The organism is Pseudomonas sp. DWP3-1-3b3 (genome assembly GCF_049896305.1).
Lineage (GTDB): Bacteria > Pseudomonadota > Gammaproteobacteria > Pseudomonadales > Pseudomonadaceae > Aquipseudomonas > Aquipseudomonas azotoformans_A.
Genome location: NZ_JAFCUA010000001.1, coordinates 903,696 through 920,394, shown reverse-complemented (window position 1 = coordinate 920,394; position 16,699 = coordinate 903,696). Strand labels below are relative to the sequence as shown.

19 protein-coding genes are annotated in these 16,699 nt (G+C 60.7%); 10 read left to right on the top strand and 9 right to left on the bottom strand.

Annotated elements, in window-relative coordinates:
• Nucleotides 1–37: 37 nt before the first annotated feature.
• Nucleotides 38–751, top strand: a complete 714-nt coding sequence (locus ACP7BX_RS04480; RefSeq protein WP_426128301.1) for a dienelactone hydrolase family protein — start codon at nucleotides 38–40, stop codon at nucleotides 749–751.
• Nucleotides 752–840: 89 nt separating this feature from the next.
• On the opposite strand, the gene ACP7BX_RS04475 is transcribed toward ACP7BX_RS04480, so the two are convergent.
• Nucleotides 841–1,101 carry a YebG family protein gene (locus ACP7BX_RS04475; protein ID WP_016978245.1) on the bottom strand — a complete coding sequence of 87 codons (261 nt, stop codon included), beginning with the start codon at nucleotides 1,099–1,101 and terminating at the stop codon, nucleotides 841–843.
• A 274-nt stretch (nucleotides 1,102–1,375) separates the two neighbouring features.
• Here ACP7BX_RS04475 and ACP7BX_RS04470 point away from each other — a divergent pair, with 274 nt between their 5' ends.
• A complete protein-coding gene (locus tag ACP7BX_RS04470) occupies nucleotides 1,376–1,864 on the top strand; it encodes a phosphate-starvation-inducible protein PsiE (protein WP_016978246.1) in 489 nt (162 codons plus the stop codon).
• On the opposite strand, the gene ACP7BX_RS04465 is transcribed toward ACP7BX_RS04470, so the two are convergent.
• The 3 genes from ACP7BX_RS04465 to ACP7BX_RS04455 all read right to left on the bottom strand — a co-directional run bounded on the left by ACP7BX_RS04465 (nucleotide 1,861) and on the right by ACP7BX_RS04455 (nucleotide 5,117).
• On the bottom strand, nucleotides 1,861–2,175 hold the full coding sequence (locus tag ACP7BX_RS04465) for a DUF3509 domain-containing protein (RefSeq protein WP_016978247.1): 315 nt from the start codon (nucleotides 2,173–2,175) through the stop codon (nucleotides 1,861–1,863). The genes ACP7BX_RS04470 and ACP7BX_RS04465 overlap by 4 nt on opposite strands.
• A gap of 218 nt (nucleotides 2,176–2,393) precedes the next feature.
• On the bottom strand, nucleotides 2,394–3,680 hold the full coding sequence (locus ACP7BX_RS04460) for a serine/threonine transporter (RefSeq protein ID WP_426128303.1): 1,287 nt from the start codon (nucleotides 3,678–3,680) through the stop codon (nucleotides 2,394–2,396).
• Nucleotides 3,681–3,740: 60 nt separating this feature from the next.
• A complete protein-coding gene (locus ACP7BX_RS04455; protein WP_426128305.1) occupies nucleotides 3,741–5,117 on the bottom strand; it encodes an L-serine ammonia-lyase in 1,377 nt (458 codons plus the stop codon).
• Between the two features lie 137 nt (nucleotides 5,118–5,254).
• Here ACP7BX_RS04455 and ACP7BX_RS04450 point away from each other — a divergent pair, with 137 nt between their 5' ends.
• Together ACP7BX_RS04450 and ACP7BX_RS04445 are read left to right on the top strand one after the other, a co-directional pair.
• On the top strand, nucleotides 5,255–6,202 hold the full coding sequence (locus ACP7BX_RS04450) for a LysR substrate-binding domain-containing protein (RefSeq protein WP_012722379.1): 948 nt from the start codon (nucleotides 5,255–5,257) through the stop codon (nucleotides 6,200–6,202).
• 212 nt (nucleotides 6,203–6,414) lie between these two features.
• Nucleotides 6,415–6,825 (top strand): HPF/RaiA family ribosome-associated protein, encoded by a 411-nt coding sequence (locus tag ACP7BX_RS04445; protein WP_016978251.1) that lies wholly within the window; start codon nucleotides 6,415–6,417, stop codon nucleotides 6,823–6,825.
• A gap of 64 nt (nucleotides 6,826–6,889) precedes the next feature.
• Here ACP7BX_RS04445 and fecA read toward each other — a convergent pair whose 3' ends face one another.
• From fecA to ACP7BX_RS04430, 3 genes are all read right to left on the bottom strand, one after another.
• Nucleotides 6,890–9,226, bottom strand: coding sequence for a TonB-dependent Fe(3+) dicitrate receptor FecA (fecA, locus tag ACP7BX_RS04440; protein ID WP_426128308.1), 2,337 nt, complete (start codon nucleotides 9,224–9,226; stop codon nucleotides 6,890–6,892).
• 91 nt (nucleotides 9,227–9,317) lie between these two features.
• A complete protein-coding gene (locus ACP7BX_RS04435) occupies nucleotides 9,318–10,259 on the bottom strand; it encodes a FecR domain-containing protein (RefSeq protein WP_426128310.1) in 942 nt (313 codons plus the stop codon).
• Nucleotides 10,256–10,744 (bottom strand): sigma-70 family RNA polymerase sigma factor, encoded by a 489-nt coding sequence (locus tag ACP7BX_RS04430; RefSeq protein ID WP_426128312.1) that lies wholly within the window; start codon nucleotides 10,742–10,744, stop codon nucleotides 10,256–10,258. Before ACP7BX_RS04430 ends, ACP7BX_RS04435 begins: the two co-directional genes overlap by 4 nt.
• Nucleotides 10,745–10,914: 170 nt before the next feature.
• Between ACP7BX_RS04430 and ACP7BX_RS04425 the strand changes: the two genes are divergently transcribed.
• From ACP7BX_RS04425 to ACP7BX_RS04405, 5 genes are read left to right on the top strand one after another with little or no spacing between them, the layout of a single operon-like run.
• Entirely contained in the window at nucleotides 10,915–11,217 is a 303-nt protein-coding gene (locus ACP7BX_RS04425; RefSeq protein ID WP_025999879.1) for a DUF3649 domain-containing protein, read from the top strand.
• Nucleotides 11,214–12,788 (top strand): PepSY-associated TM helix domain-containing protein, encoded by a 1,575-nt coding sequence (locus ACP7BX_RS04420; protein WP_426128314.1) that lies wholly within the window; start codon nucleotides 11,214–11,216, stop codon nucleotides 12,786–12,788. The genes ACP7BX_RS04425 and ACP7BX_RS04420 overlap by 4 nt, the downstream gene beginning before the upstream one ends.
• Nucleotides 12,789–13,115 carry a DUF3325 domain-containing protein gene (locus ACP7BX_RS04415; RefSeq protein WP_038850037.1) on the top strand — a complete coding sequence of 109 codons (327 nt, stop codon included), beginning with the start codon at nucleotides 12,789–12,791 and terminating at the stop codon, nucleotides 13,113–13,115.
• Nucleotides 13,116–13,122: 7 nt separating this feature from the next.
• Nucleotides 13,123–13,689, top strand: coding sequence for an RNA polymerase sigma factor (locus tag ACP7BX_RS04410; protein ID WP_426128316.1), 567 nt, complete (start codon nucleotides 13,123–13,125; stop codon nucleotides 13,687–13,689).
• Entirely contained in the window at nucleotides 13,686–14,663 is a 978-nt protein-coding gene (locus tag ACP7BX_RS04405; RefSeq protein ID WP_426128318.1) for a FecR family protein, read from the top strand. The genes ACP7BX_RS04410 and ACP7BX_RS04405 overlap by 4 nt, the downstream gene beginning before the upstream one ends.
• On the opposite strand, the gene ACP7BX_RS04400 is transcribed toward ACP7BX_RS04405, so the two are convergent.
• On the bottom strand, nucleotides 14,664–15,014 hold the full coding sequence (locus ACP7BX_RS04400; RefSeq protein ID WP_426128320.1) for a glutaredoxin family protein: 351 nt from the start codon (nucleotides 15,012–15,014) through the stop codon (nucleotides 14,664–14,666).
• Complete coding sequence (gene yejK / locus ACP7BX_RS04395) at nucleotides 15,014–16,018, bottom strand: nucleoid-associated protein YejK (RefSeq protein WP_010212893.1); 1,005 nt, start codon at nucleotides 16,016–16,018, stop codon at nucleotides 15,014–15,016. Before yejK ends, ACP7BX_RS04400 begins: the two co-directional genes overlap by 1 nt.
• A 396-nt stretch (nucleotides 16,019–16,414) precedes the next feature.
• Here yejK and ACP7BX_RS04390 point away from each other — a divergent pair, with 396 nt between their 5' ends.
• Nucleotides 16,415–16,696 (top strand): HU family DNA-binding protein, encoded by a 282-nt coding sequence (locus tag ACP7BX_RS04390; protein ID WP_003188840.1) that lies wholly within the window; start codon nucleotides 16,415–16,417, stop codon nucleotides 16,694–16,696.
• The last annotated feature ends 3 nt before the right edge of the window (nucleotides 16,697–16,699 follow it).

The following is a 16,699-nucleotide window of genomic DNA, read 5'->3' as shown; positions in this document are numbered from 1 at the left end:
CCCGCTATCGTTTTCCTACTTGCCGCGGAGAGTCTTCATGTCCAATCAAGCAACAGCGCATTCCGTAACGTTCAAGCGCCCAGACGGTGCCGAGGTCAACGGCTACCTGGCCAGCCCGGCTGTGCTGGAAGGGGCGCCGGCCATCGTATTGATTCAAGAGTGGTGGGGGCTTAACGAGCAGATCAAGGGCGTGGCCATCCGCCTGGCCGAGTGCGGTTACCGGGTGCTGGTGCCGGACCTTTATCGCGGCGCCTCGACCGTGGAAGAGGAAGAAGCCCATCACCTGATGGACAGCCTGGATTTTGGCGATGCGGTATCCCAGGACATCACAGGCGCGGTGCGCTACCTGCAGGCCGACTCGAAAAAAGTGGGCGTGACCGGCTACTGCATGGGCGGGGCGTTGACGCTGTTGGCGCTCAATGCCATTCCGGAGCTGGCGGCGGGTGTGGTCTGGTATGGCTTCCCACCGCTTGAATACCTGGATGCGGCAAAAATCAAAGCGCCGCTGATTGGCCATTGGGGCACGCAGGATGCTTTTTTCAACATCGAAACCGTCGCGGAGCTGGAGTCAACGCTGCACGCGGCCGGCGTTGACGCTACGTTTTATCGCTACCTGGCGCGCCATGCCTTTGCCAACGAAACGGCGATCGGCCACGGCCGTATCCCCGACACGCAATACGACGCCGCATGGTCGCAACTGGCGTGGGACCGCACGTTGACCTTCTTCGGCAAAACCCTGTGGCAGGTGTAAGGCGCAAACAGCCTTCGGTAAAACCTTGAGCCGCCGGTCTGCCTGAACCCGTTGGTTCACCCTGAATCAACGGAGGTGGGCCGTTCCTCTTACTCCGCCTCCGGCTGCCCGATCTCGGCCAGGGCGCTGGCGTTGTTCTTGAATGCTGCTGCAAAGGCGGCGCGGTTCTTGGCCATGAAAATACCGGCGTCTTCTGCCTGCTTTTCAGTCAAGCCTTCCACGTTTTTCAACAGGACATCCATCAGAGACTCTGCCAGTTCAAGCATCTGGTCGTGTGCGTCGGCAAGTTTGCGATCCACGAATGTAGTCTCCAAGTCGCGGGTACTGCGATACAGGGTTTCAACAGCCATTTTTTGGCCTCGTCATCAGGGTGCAGTAGTGAAGGGGAGTAGCCCTTGTGTTCGGGTGTTGCTGGAATGCTGTATTTATATACAGTAAAAAGGTTAAGCCAAACCATCGGATTTGGATAGCAGTTTTTTAATGTAGTCCGTAAATACAGGTTTGGAGTGCCTCATGTCACCCCGCCATCATCTTATACCTGCCCCTGGCCTTTTTTCTGCATGCAGAACAACCGTCACGTCCAACCCGCATTATCCGGTCGAGTCGACCTAAGGAAGCATCATCGTGAAAATCAACTGGGCCGAAAGGCTACGCCAGCAAGTGCACGGGCTGGCCGAATCCCTGGGTAACCTGTTCGTCGAGTCGTTCCACTACCTGGCGCTGTTCGCCATTGGTGCGGTGACGGCCTGGGCGGCGGTGATGGAGTTTCTGGGGATGTTGGAGAACGGGCACATCAAGATCGATGACATCTTGCTGCTGTTCATCTACCTGGAATTGGGTGCGATGGTCGGGATTTACTTCAAGACCAACCACATGCCGGTGCGCTTCCTGATCTACGTGGCGATCACCGCGTTGACGCGCCTGCTGATCTCCAACGTGTCACACCACAACCCGCCGGACGTGGGAATTATCTACCTGTGCGGTGGGATTCTGCTGTTGGCATTCGCGATTCTGGTGGTGCGCTACGCCTCCTCGGCCTTCCCGTCGGTGAAGGTCGAAGGCCCGCGTCGCAAGGGCGAGGCGAGCCTGGAAACCGAGAAGGGCGAGCTTTAAAGCCCGACGCTGAACGGCAGGGCGCGGGTCGGCGGTCGATGAAGGACTTTGTGATCGCCATCCGTCATCACCGCCAGGATCTCCATGGCGCTGTGGCCCTGCTCTATGGCGATACCGAACTGAATGCTTTGCACCAGGCGTTTCAGCCGTTTTGGATCATTGCGCTGTTCGGCGCTGATCATGCGCTTGGCCACTACGCCTTGTTCGTTGGAGAGGGTCAGCATGATGCTGCCGTCCAGGCGTTGGATGCTCAAGTTGACGCGGTATTCAGGGGTGAAGGTGTCGGTGATGATCTGAAAAGGATTGTCCATGGTGCGTACCGCCTGATAAGAACATGCAGTCATTGACGACCGGTGTCGGGATTAGTTCGCGTCTCCTGACCATCGGCCACTCCGTCGCTGAGGTTTTCACAAGGTCCGTTTCCCTCCACAGCTGTACAGCAAAGGCCGTGCCGCATAAGGCGCCGAGCCGTTATTGCGGGACATGAAAAAGGCGAACCGAGGTTCGCCTTTTTGTTGGGTGATCTATTTCAGGGCAGTACCGAGAAAACGATCGCAGACAGCGCAATCAGCCCAATCACCACCACAAACACATTCGACACCTGGCCCGAATACTGGCGCAGCGATGGTACGCGACGAATGGCATACATCGGCATCAGGAACAGCAGGCACGCGATGATCGGCCCGCCCATGGTTTCGATCATGCCCAGGATGCTCGGGTTGAAGGTGGCGACGGCCCAACAGGTCAGCACCATGAACAGTGCGGTGCAGCGTTCCAGCCATTTGGCCGACATCGAGCGATTGCGCCCGCGCAGGGATTTGACGATCAGGCCCTGGAAACCTTCGCTGGCGCCGATGTAGTGGCCGAGGAAGGATTTGGTGATGGCTACCAGTGCGATCAACGGCGCGGCGTAGGCGATCACTGGCGTCTGGAAGTGGTTGGCCAGGTAGGACAGGATCGAGATGTTCTGCGCCTTGGCCGCTGCCAGGTCGGCTGGCGACAGTGCCAGTACACAACTGAAGCAGAAGAACATCACGGTCAGCACCATCATGCCGTGGGCCGTGGCCAGGATGCCGCTGCTTTTGCGCTCGGCCTGGGCGCCGTACACGCGTTTCTGGTCGACGGCGAAGGCGGAGATGATCGGTGAATGGTTGAAGGAAAACACCATCACCGGAATCGCCAGCCACAGGGTCTTGAAGAACAGCGGCATGGGCATGCCATCACCCGCGGAGGCGAAGAAGGCACCATTCCAGTTGGGGATCAGGCTGAAGGCCAGCAACAGCAGGGCGGCGACGAACGGGTACACCAGCACGCTCATGGCCTTGACGATCACGCCCTGGCCGCATCGTACGATGGCCATCAGGCCGAGGATCAGCATCAGCGACAGGATCGCCCGAGGGGGCGGGGCCATGTGCAGTTGGTGTTCCATGAAACTGCTCAGGGTGTTGGTCAGCGCCACGCTGTACACCAGCAGGATCGGGAAGATGGCAAAGAAATACAGCAGGGTGATCAGCTTGCCCGCACCGACACCGAAGTGTTCTTCGACCACTTCGGTGATGTCACCTGATTTGCCTGACAGCACAAAGCGCGTCAGCCCACGGTGGGCGAAGAAGGTCATCGGGAAGGCCAGCAGGGCCAGTACGATCAACGGCCAGAAGCCGCCGACGCCGGCATTGATCGGCAGGAACAACGTGCCGGCGCCGATGGCGGTGCCGTAGAGGCCCAGCATCCAGGTGGTGTCGTGTTGGGTCCAGCCGGTGGTCACGGTTGTTTCGGCAGTGGGATTTTCTACGGCAGGTGTACGTACATCGGTCATCGTTATTGCCTCGTTATTATTTTTGCGCGGGCTCACGTTGGGGCGATCAGGGAATGCTCCTCAGCACTCCACCCAGCTCACGGCCAGGCCGCCCCGTGAAGTTTCTTTGTATTTGTCATGCATGTCGGCGCCGGTATCACGCATGGTGCGGATCACCCGGTCGAGAGAAATGAAGTGTTTGCCGTCACCGCGCAGGGCCATTTGCGTGGCGTTGATCGCCTTGACGGCGGCGATGGCATTGCGCTCGATGCACGGCACCTGTACCAGGCCGCCGACCGGGTCGCAGGTAAGGCCGAGGTTGTGTTCCAGGCCGATTTCGGCGGCGTTTTCCAGTTGCTCCGGAGTAGCGCCCAAAATATCGGCAAGCCCTGCTGCAGCCATGGCGCAGGCCGAACCCACCTCACCCTGGCAGCCCACTTCGGCGCCGGAGATCGAGGCGTTTTTCTTGCAGAGAATGCCGACGGCGGCGGCGGCCAGGAAGAAATTGACCACGTCGTCGTCAGACGCGTCGGCGTTGAATTTCATGTAGTAATGCAGCACCGCCGGGATGATCCCGGCCGCGCCATTGGTCGGTGCAGTGACCATGCGCCCACCGGCCGCGTTCTCTTCGTTGACAGCGAGGGCGAACAGGTTGACCCACTCCATGGCCGACAAGGTCGAGGTGATGACATTCGGCTTGCCGATTTCCAGCAGGCTGCGGTGCAATTTCGCGGCGCGGCGCGGCACGTCCAGACCGCCCGGCAAGATGCCTTCATCGCGCAGGCCTTGCTCCACGCACTCGCGCATTACCGACCAGATATGCAGCAGGCCACTGCGGATGTCTTCCTCGCTGCGCCAGGCGCGTTCGTTGGCCATCATCAGTTCGGAAACCCGCAGGCCGTGCTTGTTGCACAAGGCCAGCAGTTCCACGGCGCTGGAAAAGTCGTAGGGCAATTGCACATCGCTGGTCGGCGCAACGCCCGAGGCCGCTTCCGCCGCTTCGATGATGAAACCGCCGCCCACCGAGTAGTAGGTCTGCTCGCTCAGCAGGCCGTTTTCGCCGTAGGCGTGCAGGGACATGGCGTTGGGGTGGTAGGGCAGGCTTTCGTCCAGCAGTAGGAGATCGTGCTTCCAGTTGAAGGCAATGTCCTGCTGACCTGCGAGAAGCAGTCGGCCGGATTCGCGCAGTTGCTGGATGCGTGCGTTGATCGAGGTAGGGTCGACCTGGTCCGGCCATTCGCCCATCAGGCCCATCACGCAGGCGCGGTCGGTGGCGTGGCCGACGCCGGTGGCGGACAGCGAGCCGTACAGGCGCACTTCTACACGGCGGGTGGCGCTCAACAGTTGTTGATCGATCAGGGCTTGGGCAAAGGTCGCCGCCGCCCGCATCGGGCCGACGGTGTGGGAGCTGGAAGGGCCGATGCCCACTTTGAATAGATCGAAAACACTGATAGCCATGCTAAAGCCTTACAAGCAATGGAGTAGAAATCGCTGCCATGTTTTGTAGAGCGAGCGGAATTGGCGCGATACTGAGCCTCTGGAACGGCACTGACCAACGAATTATCCTAAGACACCCTTTAGCAGGACTAAACGCTATGACCCGGCCCCTCCATGGCCAGACTTACGTCTGGTTGCACGTGTTTTCCTGTGCTGCGCGGCATTTGTCGTTCACCCGCTGCGCCGAGGAACTGCACATCACGCCGGGCGCGGTGAGCCAGCAGATCCGTCAGTTGGAGGAGCGATTGGGTTTCCGTTTGTTTCATCGGCGCGCGCGTGGGGTGGAGCTGAGTGCCGAAGGGCAGCGATTGGCGACAACGGTAGGGGAGGCCTACGGCAGCATCGACGCGGAGTTGCAGCGCCTGGACGCGGGGATGATCAGCGGCACCCTGCGCCTGCGCTCGATTCCGTCGTTTCTCGGCAAGTGGCTGACCCCTCGGTTACCGCGCTTGCAGCAGCGCTTCCCGGATATCCAGCTGCGCATGGTCGCCGAAGACAGCAGCATCGCCCTGCATGAGGGCGACTTCGACCTGGCCATCGACTTGAACGACGGCAGCTATCCTGGCCTGTTATCCACAGCCCTGTTGGATGAGCAGATTTTCCCGGTCTGTGCCCCGAGCCTTCTGCGCGGCCGGCCACCGCTGCATGGTCCCGCCGACCTGGTGCATTTCCCACTGCTGCATGACATCACCGCCTGGCGTGGGAGTTATGAGTACGCTGAGTGGGAGTTTTACCTTAACGCCATCGGCTATCACGATGCCGACGTGCGCCGTGGCCATACCTTCAACCGCAACCACCTGACCATCGAAGCCGCCATCGCCGGCATGGGCGTTGCCATTGCGCGGCGCACCTTGCTCAACGATGAGTTGGAGCGCGGCACCTTGATCGTACCGTTTGGCCTGGCCGTGCCTAACCACAAACGTTACGTGTTGCTCTATGCGCCAGGCGCACTGAGCCATCCGGGCGTACGCGCGGTGCACGATTGGTTGGTTGAAGAAGCAGGGATTTTCCGCGGATTGCACCCGTTGGGAGAGGGGCAATTGTGAGGTTGGCTGGGCATAAGAAGATGTAACTAACTCCCCACCCTAACAGCGTTTTTGCTCGTAGTCAGACTTAATTTGTAATGTGGGATTTATCTTTGCAAAGGGGTTGAATTGTTCCGCTGACTGCTCAATTGTGTAATCAAGAGGTCATGGTTTCACCGACCCGGTGTTGCAGTTGTGACCTCTCGCGAGCTAGCTGAAATAAGGGAAGAACTATGCAAATCCAAGTCAATAGCGATAACCATATTGAAAGCAGCATCCGACTGGAGGAGTGGGTACGTACTACCATTGAGAGCACGCTCGAACGTTACGAAGAAGACCTGACCCGAGTGGAGGTCTACCTGCGGGATGAGAACGGCGACAAGCCCGGTCCCCACGATTTAAGTTGCCGCCTGGAAGCGCGGCCAAAAGGCCATCAACCGCTGTCCGTGCTGCACAAAGCCGATACCCTGGAACAGGCGATCGACGGTGCGGCGACCAAGCTGGACCATGCGTTGGAACATCTGTTCGGCAAACTGCAAGGCAAGCCACGCGCTGCCGGGAAAAACCAGCCGACCACCAAAGTCAACGAAGATGAGCTTGAGCAGGAGTTTCTGGAAAAAGAACGCGCCGTGTTCAACGGCTGATAGCTTTCTCACGCTCCACTAAAAACGGGCCTGCATTTGCAGGCCCGTTTTCGTTTGAGTGGCGTTAGAACGCAATGGAGGTCTGCACGTAGACCGTGCGCGGCTCGCCTACGTATTTACCCTTGTTGTTATCGTCGAACGAGCGGGTGAAATACTGGGTGTTGAAGATGTTTTTCACACCCACTGCCACATTCAAATCCGACAGTTGCGGGCCAAAGTCATAGGCCGCGCGGCTGCTGAACAGCATGTAGCCGGGGATGCGTCCGTTGGCGCCGTCAGCACTTTCCTTTTGGGTATTGGCGTTGTCGGCAAACTGGCTGCTCTGGTAGCTGCTGTCCAGGTTGAGTTTCCAGCGGCCTTCGGTGTAACCCACGCCAAGGGTGCCTTTGTGCTTGGACGAGAAGGGCACGCGGTTGCCTTTGTTCGGGCCGTCTTCGCGAATGGTCGCGTCGACGTAGGCGTAAGTGGCGTACACATCAAAGCCAGCCAGCGCCGGGCTCAAACCGTCGAGCACGTAGTTGACGCTGGTCTCGATACCCTGGTGGCGGGTTTCGCCACGGGCAATCACCGAGTCGTTGGTCTGGTTGCTTTCGTACTGGTTGTCGAAGTTGATCAGGAATGCGCCGATTTCCGCGCGCAAGGTGCCGTCGTCGTAGCGGGTACCGAGTTCCCAGGTACGGGCTTTTTCCGGTTTCACTTCGCCGCTGGTCACGCGGTTCGGCATCTGGCTGTACTGCACGCTGCCGAACGAACCTTCGGTGTTGGCGTAGAGGTTCCAGCTGTCGCTGAGGTGGTACAGCACGTTCAGTGCCGGCAGCGCGGTGTTGTAGTCGCCTTTGTATTTGACGTTGGTCAGGTTGTTGGTCTGCTGGGACTCGATCATCTCGTAGCGAACGCCCGGCGTGATGGTCCACTTGCCGATATCGATCCGGTCATCAATGAAGAACGCATTGGCTTCGGTGCCGCCACGGGTGTCGCGGTCGTTGCGGCTGTCGGTGGTGGGGATCTGCTGGTTGGCAGCAATCGGCGTGCGGTAGCGCAGTTCGTGGCCGGCCTCGTTGATGTAGCGGTAGCCGACGCCGACTTCGTGGCTGGTCGGGCCCAGGTCAAAACCTTGGGCGAAGCGGGTCTCGATGCCACGCACCCAGTATTCGCGCGGGGACAGGGAAAGGAACGTGCCCTGGTCCAGGTAACCGCTGCGCAAGGTCTTGGTGAAGAAGCTGTTCACGGTGAACTCGCGGCGATCCTGCTCATAGCGATAGCCGACGTTGAACATCGTACGGCGGCCCCAGAATTTGTCGTAGGGGCGGGTGGACTGGTAGGGATCCGCCTTGTAGTCCGCGACGTTCAAGCCCCCCGGCATATCGGCCTGGCCTTCGTAGTACTGCGCCATGGCGTTGAAGCTGTTGGCGTCATCCAGTTGGTATTTGCCCTTGAGGATCAGGTCGTCGATACGCGTATTGCTGTTTTCGCGCCAGTCGCCGCCACGGGTGCCGGAGTACAGAATCGCCCCGCCCAGGCCGTTGTCAGCCGTGCCGCCGGCCAGCAAGTTGCCGGTGGTCTTGAAGCCGTCGTGGCTGGAAGATGGGCTGGTTTCGGTCTGCAGGCCGCCTTTGACTGTGGGCGTATCCGGAATCGCGCGGGTCACGAAGTTGACCACGCCGCCGACGTTCTGCGGGCCGTAGCGCACCGCGCCGCCGCCGCGCACCACGTCGACCGCATCCATGTTGCCCATGCTGATCGGTGCAAAGGAAAGCTGCGGCTGGCCGTAGGGCGCGAACGGCACCGGGATGCCATCCATCAGCACTGTGGAGCGCGACGCCAGGCGTGGGTTGAGGCCACGAATGCCGAAGTTCAGTGCCATGTCGTGGCTGCCGGTGCCGTTGTTGTCCGGGGCGTTGACGCCGGGAATGCGGTTGAGCACGTCCTTGGCCTGGGTGGCGCCCTGGCGTTCGAATTCTTCACGGCGGATCACATCGCGGGCGCCGGGGTGTTCGAACACATTGGTCTGCGCCGCGTCGCCCAGCCAGTCGCCGACCACGCTGGAGGTGCCCAACTCAATGCTGGCCGGTGCCGTGGCCGGTTGCAGGCTGTAGGCATTGTCGCCTTCGGCACGGGCTTGCAGGCCGGTGCCTTCCAGCAATTTTTGCAGGCCGTCCGCAGCGCCGTAGTTGCCGGACAAGCCACGGCTCTGCATACCCGCTGTCACTTCGGAGCCGAAGGAGATCAACACGCCGGCTTCGCGGCCAAACTGGTTCAGTGCAGCTTCCAGCGACGTTGGGGCGATGTGATAGGGCTTGGCGTTGGCCGCCATCACCGGGGGCAGCACGGTCAGACTGAGGCTGGCGCCAAGTAGGAGTTGGCGCACGGTGCGGGCAAGAAGCGTCGGTTGCTGGGGCATGAAGAGCGGTCCTGAGAAGGAAGGATCAAGGTGGCTTTCCTTCTCTGTCACGCGAGGGGTGGAAAACGGCTCACTGTTTTTTGAATTAATTTCAGGCGCGTGCCTGCACGGTCACCCAGTAGCGAGTAAAGCGCCGCACCTTCACCGGCAGGCTCACTTCCAGCAGGTCGAGAATGCGCTCGCTGTCATCCAGCGGGTAGCTGCCGGAGATCAGCAGGTTGGCTACCTGTGGGTCGCAATTGACCTGGCCACGGCGATAACGGCCGAGTTCGCCGAGGAAGTCTTCCAGGCGCATGTGGGCTGCGACCAGCATGCCGTCGGCCCAAGCGCCGCTGTTGGCGTCGGTGGGGCGCGGGGTGTCCCAACCTTTACGGGTGAAGTTGACCAGGTGTGCGGCCTGGACGCTCAGCGGCAGGCCGGTGTAGGTATTGGGCATGACGTCGACGCGGCCGTCGAGCACGGCCAATTGCGTGTGATCGTTGAATTGTCGCACGTTCATGCGCGCCGCCTGGCTGGTGAGCAGGCCCTGGCCGGTCAGCACCTGCAATGGTGTGCTGCCTGCAATACCGGTCAACAGGATCTCGCCTTCAAGCAGGCGGATCAGGCGTTGCTGGCCATCAAAATGCACATCCACCGCGCTGCCGGTGTTGAGCTGCAATTGGCTGCCATCGGCCAATTGCACCTTGCGTCGCTGGCCAACGGGACTGCGATAGTCGGCGGTCAGCGGCGGCAGGATATGTTGCTGGCGCAGGCTCCAGGCGGCAGCGGAACCGGCGCCGAGGATCAACAGCAACTTCAGCGCCTGACGACGGCTGGTGGAGGTTGGCGCATTCAACGCCGCATGGGCCAGGGGCGACGGCATGCCGCGCAGGCGCTGATTGACGCGCTGCATGTGGTCCCAGGCGCGCTGGTGTTCGCTGTGGGCGTTCAACCACTGTTGCCAGGCGGCTTGCTGGCGTGGGTTGAGCGCGCCTTGCTGCATTTCCATCAGCCAGTGCACGGCTTGTTCGGCGACTTGGGTGGAAAAGTTCATAGGGCGAAGTAGCAGCGCATAGCCGCTTTGCTCAGGTGGCGTTTGACGGTGGCGATGGAAATGCCCAGTTCCGCGCCGATTTGCGCGTAGGTCAGGCCATCGAGTTGGGCCAGCAGGAACGCACGCTTGACCTGGATCGGCAGGCCGTCGAGCAGTTGGTCCAATTCAACCAGGGTTTGCAGGATGATTGCGCGTTCTTCTTCCGACGGTGCCACGTGCTCGGGCATCTGCGCCAAGGCGTCGAGGTAGGCGCGCTCCAGGTCCTGGCGGCGGTAAAAGTTGAACAGCACACGCTTGGCGACCGTGGTGAGGAACGCGCGCGGTTCGATCAGCGTGGGTGTTTCCCGCGCGGTAAGCACACGGATGAAGGTGTCCTGGGCCAGGTCGGCAGCGCTTTCCGGGCAGCCGAGCTTGCGTCGCAACCAGCCGGTGAGCCAGTGGTGATGGTCGTTGTACAACACTTCGACGGTATTGGACGGGCTCAACGCGGACACTCCACAAGCATCGCCATGCTTTAGAGAACAAGAATTGTTCGCATTGTAGGGTTCGCGACGGGCTTCGGCAATCCGTCAGGGCAGGTCTTTCATCCGTTCTGTTTTGCTTATGAGAATATTTATCATTAATATTGCGGCCTGATGAACCTGGCGCCTCCCGCATGAAAAGCAAAACCTCGCTGCCTGTCTCCTATCGTCTCGCCGTTACCTCGCGCGTGCTGGCTGCCGTGGTGGGCGGCTATCTGATGGCTTCCCTGGCCAGTATCTGCCTGGCGCTGTGGATGCCCACTTCTCGCGCTGACGCCGTGATCACTGGGATGATGAGCTCGTTCGTGTTCTACCTGCTGGCGGTGCTCTGGTGTTTCGCCTGCCGCAGCGCCGCGCGCGCCTGGTTTGGCGTGATGCTGCCGAGCGCGGTATTTGCCACCCTGGCGGGTGTGGGCTTCTGGATGGCACGCACATGAAAGAGGGCTTTCGCCAGGCCATGGCCTGGTTGCACACGTGGGCGGGGCTGATCTTTGGCTGGCTGCTGTTTGCGATTTTCCTGACGGGCACCTTGGCGTATTTCAAGGATGAGATCAGCCATTGGATGCAGCCTGAAGTGCAGGCCCGCCCCCTGGACGATGCGCGCAGCCTGACGGTCGCCCAGACCTATCTGCAGCAAGTCGCGCCGACCGCCGCACGCTGGTTTATCACCTTGCCGGACAGCCGTGACCCCGGCCTGTCGGTGATGTGGCAAGACAAGGTCGACCCCGGCAAACGCGGCAACTTCATCCAGAAAACCCTCGACCCCGTCACCGGCCAGGCCGTGCAAGCCCGTGAAAGCATGGGCGGCGATTTCTTCTATCGTTTCCACTTCCAACTGCAAATGCCCCATCCCTGGGGCCGCTGGCTGTCGACCATCGCCGCGATGGTGATGTTCATCGCCTTGATCACCGGCATCATCACCCACAAGAAAATCTTCAAGGACTTCTTCACCTTCCGCCCCCGCAAGGGCCAGCGCTCCTGGCTCGACGGGCACAACGCGGTCGGCGTGCTGGTGTTGCCCTTCCATCTGATGATCACCTACAGCAGCCTGGTGATCTTCATGAGCATGGTGATGCCGGCGCCGATCCTGGCTTCCTATGGTGGAGACACCCGAGCGTTCTTCAGCGAAGTGTTCCCGAATACCAACAACGCGCCGGCATCGGGCCAGCCAGGTACATTGTTGCCGCTGATGCCGATGTACGAGCAAGCGCGGGCGCAATGGGCCGGTGGCCATGTGGGGCGCGTCGCCGTGAATAACCCCAGCGATGTGAACGCCTCGGTCAATGTGTTCCGCGCCGGTTCCGACAGCGTGGTGCATGATTTCGGCAGCACCGTTTCTTTCAATGGCACGACCGGTGAGCTGGTGCGGGTCAGTGGCGGGCAGTCGTTGCCTTCTGCCATCGGCGGTACTTTCTATGGCCTGCACATGGGCCACTTCGCCGGGCCGGTGTTGCGCTGGTTGTACTTTATCTGCGGTCTGGCGGGCACGGCGATGATTGGCACCGGGCTGGTGATCTGGCTCGGCAAGCGCCAGCTCAAACATGCCAAGGCTGCGGTCATGCCGTTTGAGTTGCGCTTGGTGGAAGTGTTGAACATCGCCAGCATGTCCGGGTTGATGATCGCCATTGCGGCGTTTTTCTGGGCCAACCGTTTGTTGCCGGTGAGCTTTGCCGAGCGTTCGGATTGGGAAGTGCAAACCTTCTTTATCGCCTGGGGGCTGAGCCTGTTGCACGCCCTGCTGCGTCGCGGTCGCCAGGGCTGGGTCGAGCAACTGAGCTTCGGCGCGTTGCTGTTTATTGCCGTCCCACTGCTCAATGCACTGACGACATCGCACCACCTGGGCGTTTCGCTGGCAACCGGCGACTGGGCCATGGCTGGCTTCGACTTGACCTGTCTGGCCAGTGGCGTTTTCCTCGGCTGGGCCGCCTGGAAGATGCAGCGTCGCACCGCGCCTGTGCCTAAAGCAGAGCGCGCACGCCCCCTGGCGCTGAAGCAGGAGGCGAACTGAATGCTGCTCGCGCTGCTGATGTGCTACGCCGGGTTCACTGCACTGTGCCTGTCCACGGACCGTCACCACGGCGAGTTGTTGCACAGCAAACCCTCGCCCGGTCGGCGCCTGGGATTGCGGGTGATCGGTTGGTTGTTGCTGGTGGTGTCGATCTGGCCAGCAGTGGATGTCGCCGGTTGGGGCCGGGGCCTGGTGGAGTGGTGCGCCGTGCTGATGCTCAGCGCATTGCTGCTGGTGCTGCTGTTGCCGTATCGGCCAAGGCTGGCCTTGATCCTGGCGGGTGTCGGCCTGCTCGCCAGCCCCGTTGCAGCCTTCGCCACTTTCTGAGCCCGTCATGATGATCAGCACGCCACCCGAGTCCCAGGACAGCCCGCACGCTGACGCGGCGGGTGGACGTGCGCATTTCCTGCAGGTGTTCTTGTCCCAGCGTTCGCAGATGGAAGCCTTGGTGAGTCGCCGCGTGGGGTGTCGCGCCACGGCGGCCGACCTGGTGCAGGACCTGTTCCTGCGTTTCTGGCGCCGGCCGCTGGTACAGGTCGAAGAACTCAGCACTTACCTGCTGCGTTGCGCCGGCAACATCGCCATCGACCACCTGCGCAGCGAAGGCGCGCGGGTACGCAGCAGTGAGGGTTGGCTACCCGAACAGCAAAATAATCAAGGCTCCGAACCCCAGGCGGCACTGGAAGCCGGCAATGACCTGCGCCACGTCGAAGCCGCCTTGCGCAGCCTGCCGGAACGCACGCGGCAGATTTTCCTGCTCAACCGCATCCACGGCCGCAAGTACGCAGAAATCGCCAAGGCCATGGGCCTGTCCCAAAGTGCCGTGGAAAAACATATGATGCGTGCCCTCGAAGCCTGCAAAGCCAGCCTTCGCGAACCATCGCCAGGGAAAGCACCGTGAACGTCACTCCTACGCCCGCCCAGGAACAAGCCGCGCTGGCCTGGTTGAGCCTGCTGCATGACCAGCCCAGCAGTGGCGACCAGGCCACTTTCAGCCAGTGGTTGCGGGCAGATCCGGCGCACGTCGAGGCCTATTCCCAGGCCCAGGTGTTGTGGGAGTTGAGCGAAGTGCCAGCGCGCAAGCTGGCGGACGAAGATTCGTTGGTGTTGCAGGGCTACCTCAATGCCATGAACACCCCGAAACGCTCGCGGGTGGTGCGTTGGTCCGGCGCCTTGGCGATGGCTGCGTGCCTGCTGTTGATGGTGTCCATGGGCGCCGGCTGGCAGCCGTCACGCTGGATCGATGACTTCGGTGCCGACTACGTGACCGCGCCGGGCGAAGTCAAAACCGTCACGCTGGCGGATAATTCCCAAGTCACCCTCGATGCCGACAGTGCGATTGCCGTGGATTTCAACCATGGCGAACGGCATATCCAGCTGCGTCGCGGTGCCGGATTTTTTAGCGTGACCCACACCGGGCGATCCTTTGTGGTGGAGGCGGGCAGTGGTGAAGCGCGGGTGCTGGGGACGCAATTCGAAGTGCGCCTGCAACCGGCAGGCGCTCAAGTAACGGTATTGTCCGGGCGGGTTGGCGTGACGCCGTCCAAGCAAGGTGCGCAGCAAATTCTTACGGCGGGACAGCAAGTGGCCTACGTAGACGGCGTTGCTGACCCTCTGCACGCGGTGGACAGCGAATCACGCCTGGCCTGGCGCGACGGTTGGCTCAATTACTACAAGGCGCCGTTGGCGGACGTGGTCAAGGACCTGGAGCGTTACTACCCAGGCCGCATTCTGTTGCTCAACGAAGCGATGGGCGCCAAGCGCGTCAGCGGCAGTTTCCCGAGCAAGGACCCGCAGGCGGTGTTGAATGCCTTGCAGGCCGTGCTTGGCTTTGAGCTGCATACAGTATTGGGACGGATGATCGTGGTGCGCTGATTATTTCAGCGCCGCCATGATCTTCTCGGGGTTGTAATCGCGAATCAGCGTGCCGTTCACGTCCACGAACGGAATTCCGCCGCCGCCCAACGCTTCATACGCCTTGCGTGCCTGGGCGTCCTTCTCGATATCGACCACCTGGTAGGGAATACCCTTCTGGTCCAGAAAGCGGCGGATCTGCTTGCAGTAACCGCACCACTCGGTGGAATAAAGCACCACCCGCGCCGAAGCGCGTACCTGCTCGGGCGCTACTTGCGATGGATTGAACACCCGCTCGATCTTGCCCCAGTTCTGGATCACCACCACGACCAGCAACACCAGCAGGACTTTCTTGAAAACCCCGCCGAGCATCAGTTACGGCGCTTGAGCTGATCAGTCAGTTGAGTCGGCAGACCCTTGATGATCAAGGTGCCGGCAGCTTCGTCGTACTCGATCTTGTCGCCCAGCAGGTGCGCTTCAAAGCTGATGGACAAGCCCTCGGCGCGGCCGGTGAAGCGGCGGAATTGGTTGAGGGTGCGCTTGTCCGCCGGGATTTCCGGCGACAGGCCGTAGTCCTTATTGCGGATGTGGTCGTAGAACGCCTTAGGCCGATCTTCATCGATCAACCCCGAGAGTTCTTCCAGGCCCATCGGTTCACCGAGCTTGGCCTGGCTGCTGGCGTAGTCCACCAGGGTTTTGGTTTTCTCGCGGGCGGATTCGTCCGGCAGGTCTTCGCTTTCGACGAAGTCACTGAAGGCCTTGAGCAAGGTGCGGGTCTCGCCTGGGCCGTCGACGCCTTCCTGGCAGCCGATGAAGTCGCGGAAATACTCCGAGACCTTCTTGCCGTTCTTGCCCTTGATAAAGGAAATGTACTGCTTGGACTGCTTGTTGTTCTGCCACTCGGACACGTTGATGCGGGCCGCCAAGTGCAGTTGGCCGAGGTCCAGGTGGCGCGACGGGGTCACGTCGAGCTCGTCGGTTACCGCCACGCCTTCGCTGTGGTGCAGCAGGGCGATGGCCAGGTAGTCGGTCATGCCCTGTTGGTAGTGGGCGAACAGCACGTGGCCGCCGGTGGAGAGGTTGGACTCCTCCATCAGCTTCTGCAGATGCTCGACCGCCGTACGGCTGAACGTGGTGAAATCCTGACCACCGTCGAAATACTCCTTCAACCAGCCGCTGAACGGGTGCGCGCCGGATTCGGCATGGAAGAAACCCCAGGCCTTGCCTTGTTTGGCGTTATAGCTCTCGTTGAGGTCGGCAAGCATGTTCTCGATGGCGGCCGACTCGGCAAGCTCGGAGTCGCGGGCGTGGAGAACTGCAGGTGTGCCGTCGGGTTTTTTGTCGATCAGGTGGACGATGCAATGACGGATCGGCATAGGCTTCTCGGCTGGTTGAGCGGGGAGCGGTGGGCCTCCCCGAAAAGTCGCCAAGTGTACCGCACCATTGGCCGAGACGGGCTTCGAAGGGTGTTTTGGTCGCCGTCCGACGGGCTATATGCCTTTTTTTCACGGTTTAGAGCGATAAAGCTGACCAAATGGGTAGGTAGAAGCGGATATTTCCCCGTCTCTGTGCTAGTTTTGCCCCGTCTTACGCCAAGTCTCGGCGATAAGCGTGCATTCAGCATCTGTCAGGTCGAACCAATCCCCGTTTCAAGCATCTATAACCCCGATCTCCGTGGTTATAGCCGGGGGTGCCAGGCCTAGACGGTCGGGCTCGACGGCTGACACTGCACTCTGCAATCCATATGAATTTGATAGGGAAGGAACACCACAATGGCTATTACTAAAGACCAACTGATCGCTGACCTGGCTGAAGCAGTAGACGCACCGAAAACCACCGTGCGCGCTCTGCTGGACCAACTGAGCCAAGTTGTTGCTGACCAGCTGGAAAACGGCGGCGAAATCACTCTGCCAGGCGTTGGCAAACTGAAAGTGACCGAGCGTCCTGCCCGTACTGGCCGTAACCCTTCGACTGGCGCTGCCATCGAAATCGCTGCCAAGAAAGTTATCAAGCTGGTTGTGGCCAAAGGCCTGACCGACGCTGTTAACAAGTAAGAC

Coding starts and splice junctions, on each gene's coding strand:
- ACP7BX_RS04480 (WP_426128301.1), top strand. CDS start 38: ATGTCCAATCAAGCAACAGCGCATTCCGTAACGTTCAAGCGCCCAGAC.
- ACP7BX_RS04475 (WP_016978245.1), bottom strand. CDS start 1,101: ATGGCTGTTGAAACCCTGTATCGCAGTACCCGCGACTTGGAGACTACA.
- ACP7BX_RS04465 (WP_016978247.1), bottom strand. CDS start 2,175: ATGGACAATCCTTTTCAGATCATCACCGACACCTTCACCCCTGAATAC.
- ACP7BX_RS04460 (WP_426128303.1), bottom strand. CDS start 3,680: ATGACCGATGTACGTACACCTGCCGTAGAAAATCCCACTGCCGAAACA.
- ACP7BX_RS04455 (WP_426128305.1), bottom strand. CDS start 5,117: ATGGCTATCAGTGTTTTCGATCTATTCAAAGTGGGCATCGGCCCTTCC.
- ACP7BX_RS04450 (WP_012722379.1), top strand. CDS start 5,255: ATGACCCGGCCCCTCCATGGCCAGACTTACGTCTGGTTGCACGTGTTT.
- ACP7BX_RS04445 (WP_016978251.1), top strand. CDS start 6,415: ATGCAAATCCAAGTCAATAGCGATAACCATATTGAAAGCAGCATCCGA.
- fecA (WP_426128308.1), bottom strand. CDS start 9,226: ATGCCCCAGCAACCGACGCTTCTTGCCCGCACCGTGCGCCAACTCCTA.
- ACP7BX_RS04435 (WP_426128310.1), bottom strand. CDS start 10,259: ATGAACTTTTCCACCCAAGTCGCCGAACAAGCCGTGCACTGGCTGATG.
- ACP7BX_RS04425 (WP_025999879.1), top strand. CDS start 10,915: ATGAAAAGCAAAACCTCGCTGCCTGTCTCCTATCGTCTCGCCGTTACC.
- ACP7BX_RS04420 (WP_426128314.1), top strand. CDS start 11,214: ATGAAAGAGGGCTTTCGCCAGGCCATGGCCTGGTTGCACACGTGGGCG.
- ACP7BX_RS04415 (WP_038850037.1), top strand. CDS start 12,789: ATGCTGCTCGCGCTGCTGATGTGCTACGCCGGGTTCACTGCACTGTGC.
- ACP7BX_RS04410 (WP_426128316.1), top strand. CDS start 13,123: ATGATGATCAGCACGCCACCCGAGTCCCAGGACAGCCCGCACGCTGAC.
- ACP7BX_RS04400 (WP_426128320.1), bottom strand. CDS start 15,014: ATGCTCGGCGGGGTTTTCAAGAAAGTCCTGCTGGTGTTGCTGGTCGTG.
- yejK (WP_010212893.1), bottom strand. CDS start 16,018: ATGCCGATCCGTCATTGCATCGTCCACCTGATCGACAAAAAACCCGAC.
- ACP7BX_RS04390 (WP_003188840.1), top strand. CDS start 16,415: ATGGCTATTACTAAAGACCAACTGATCGCTGACCTGGCTGAAGCAGTA.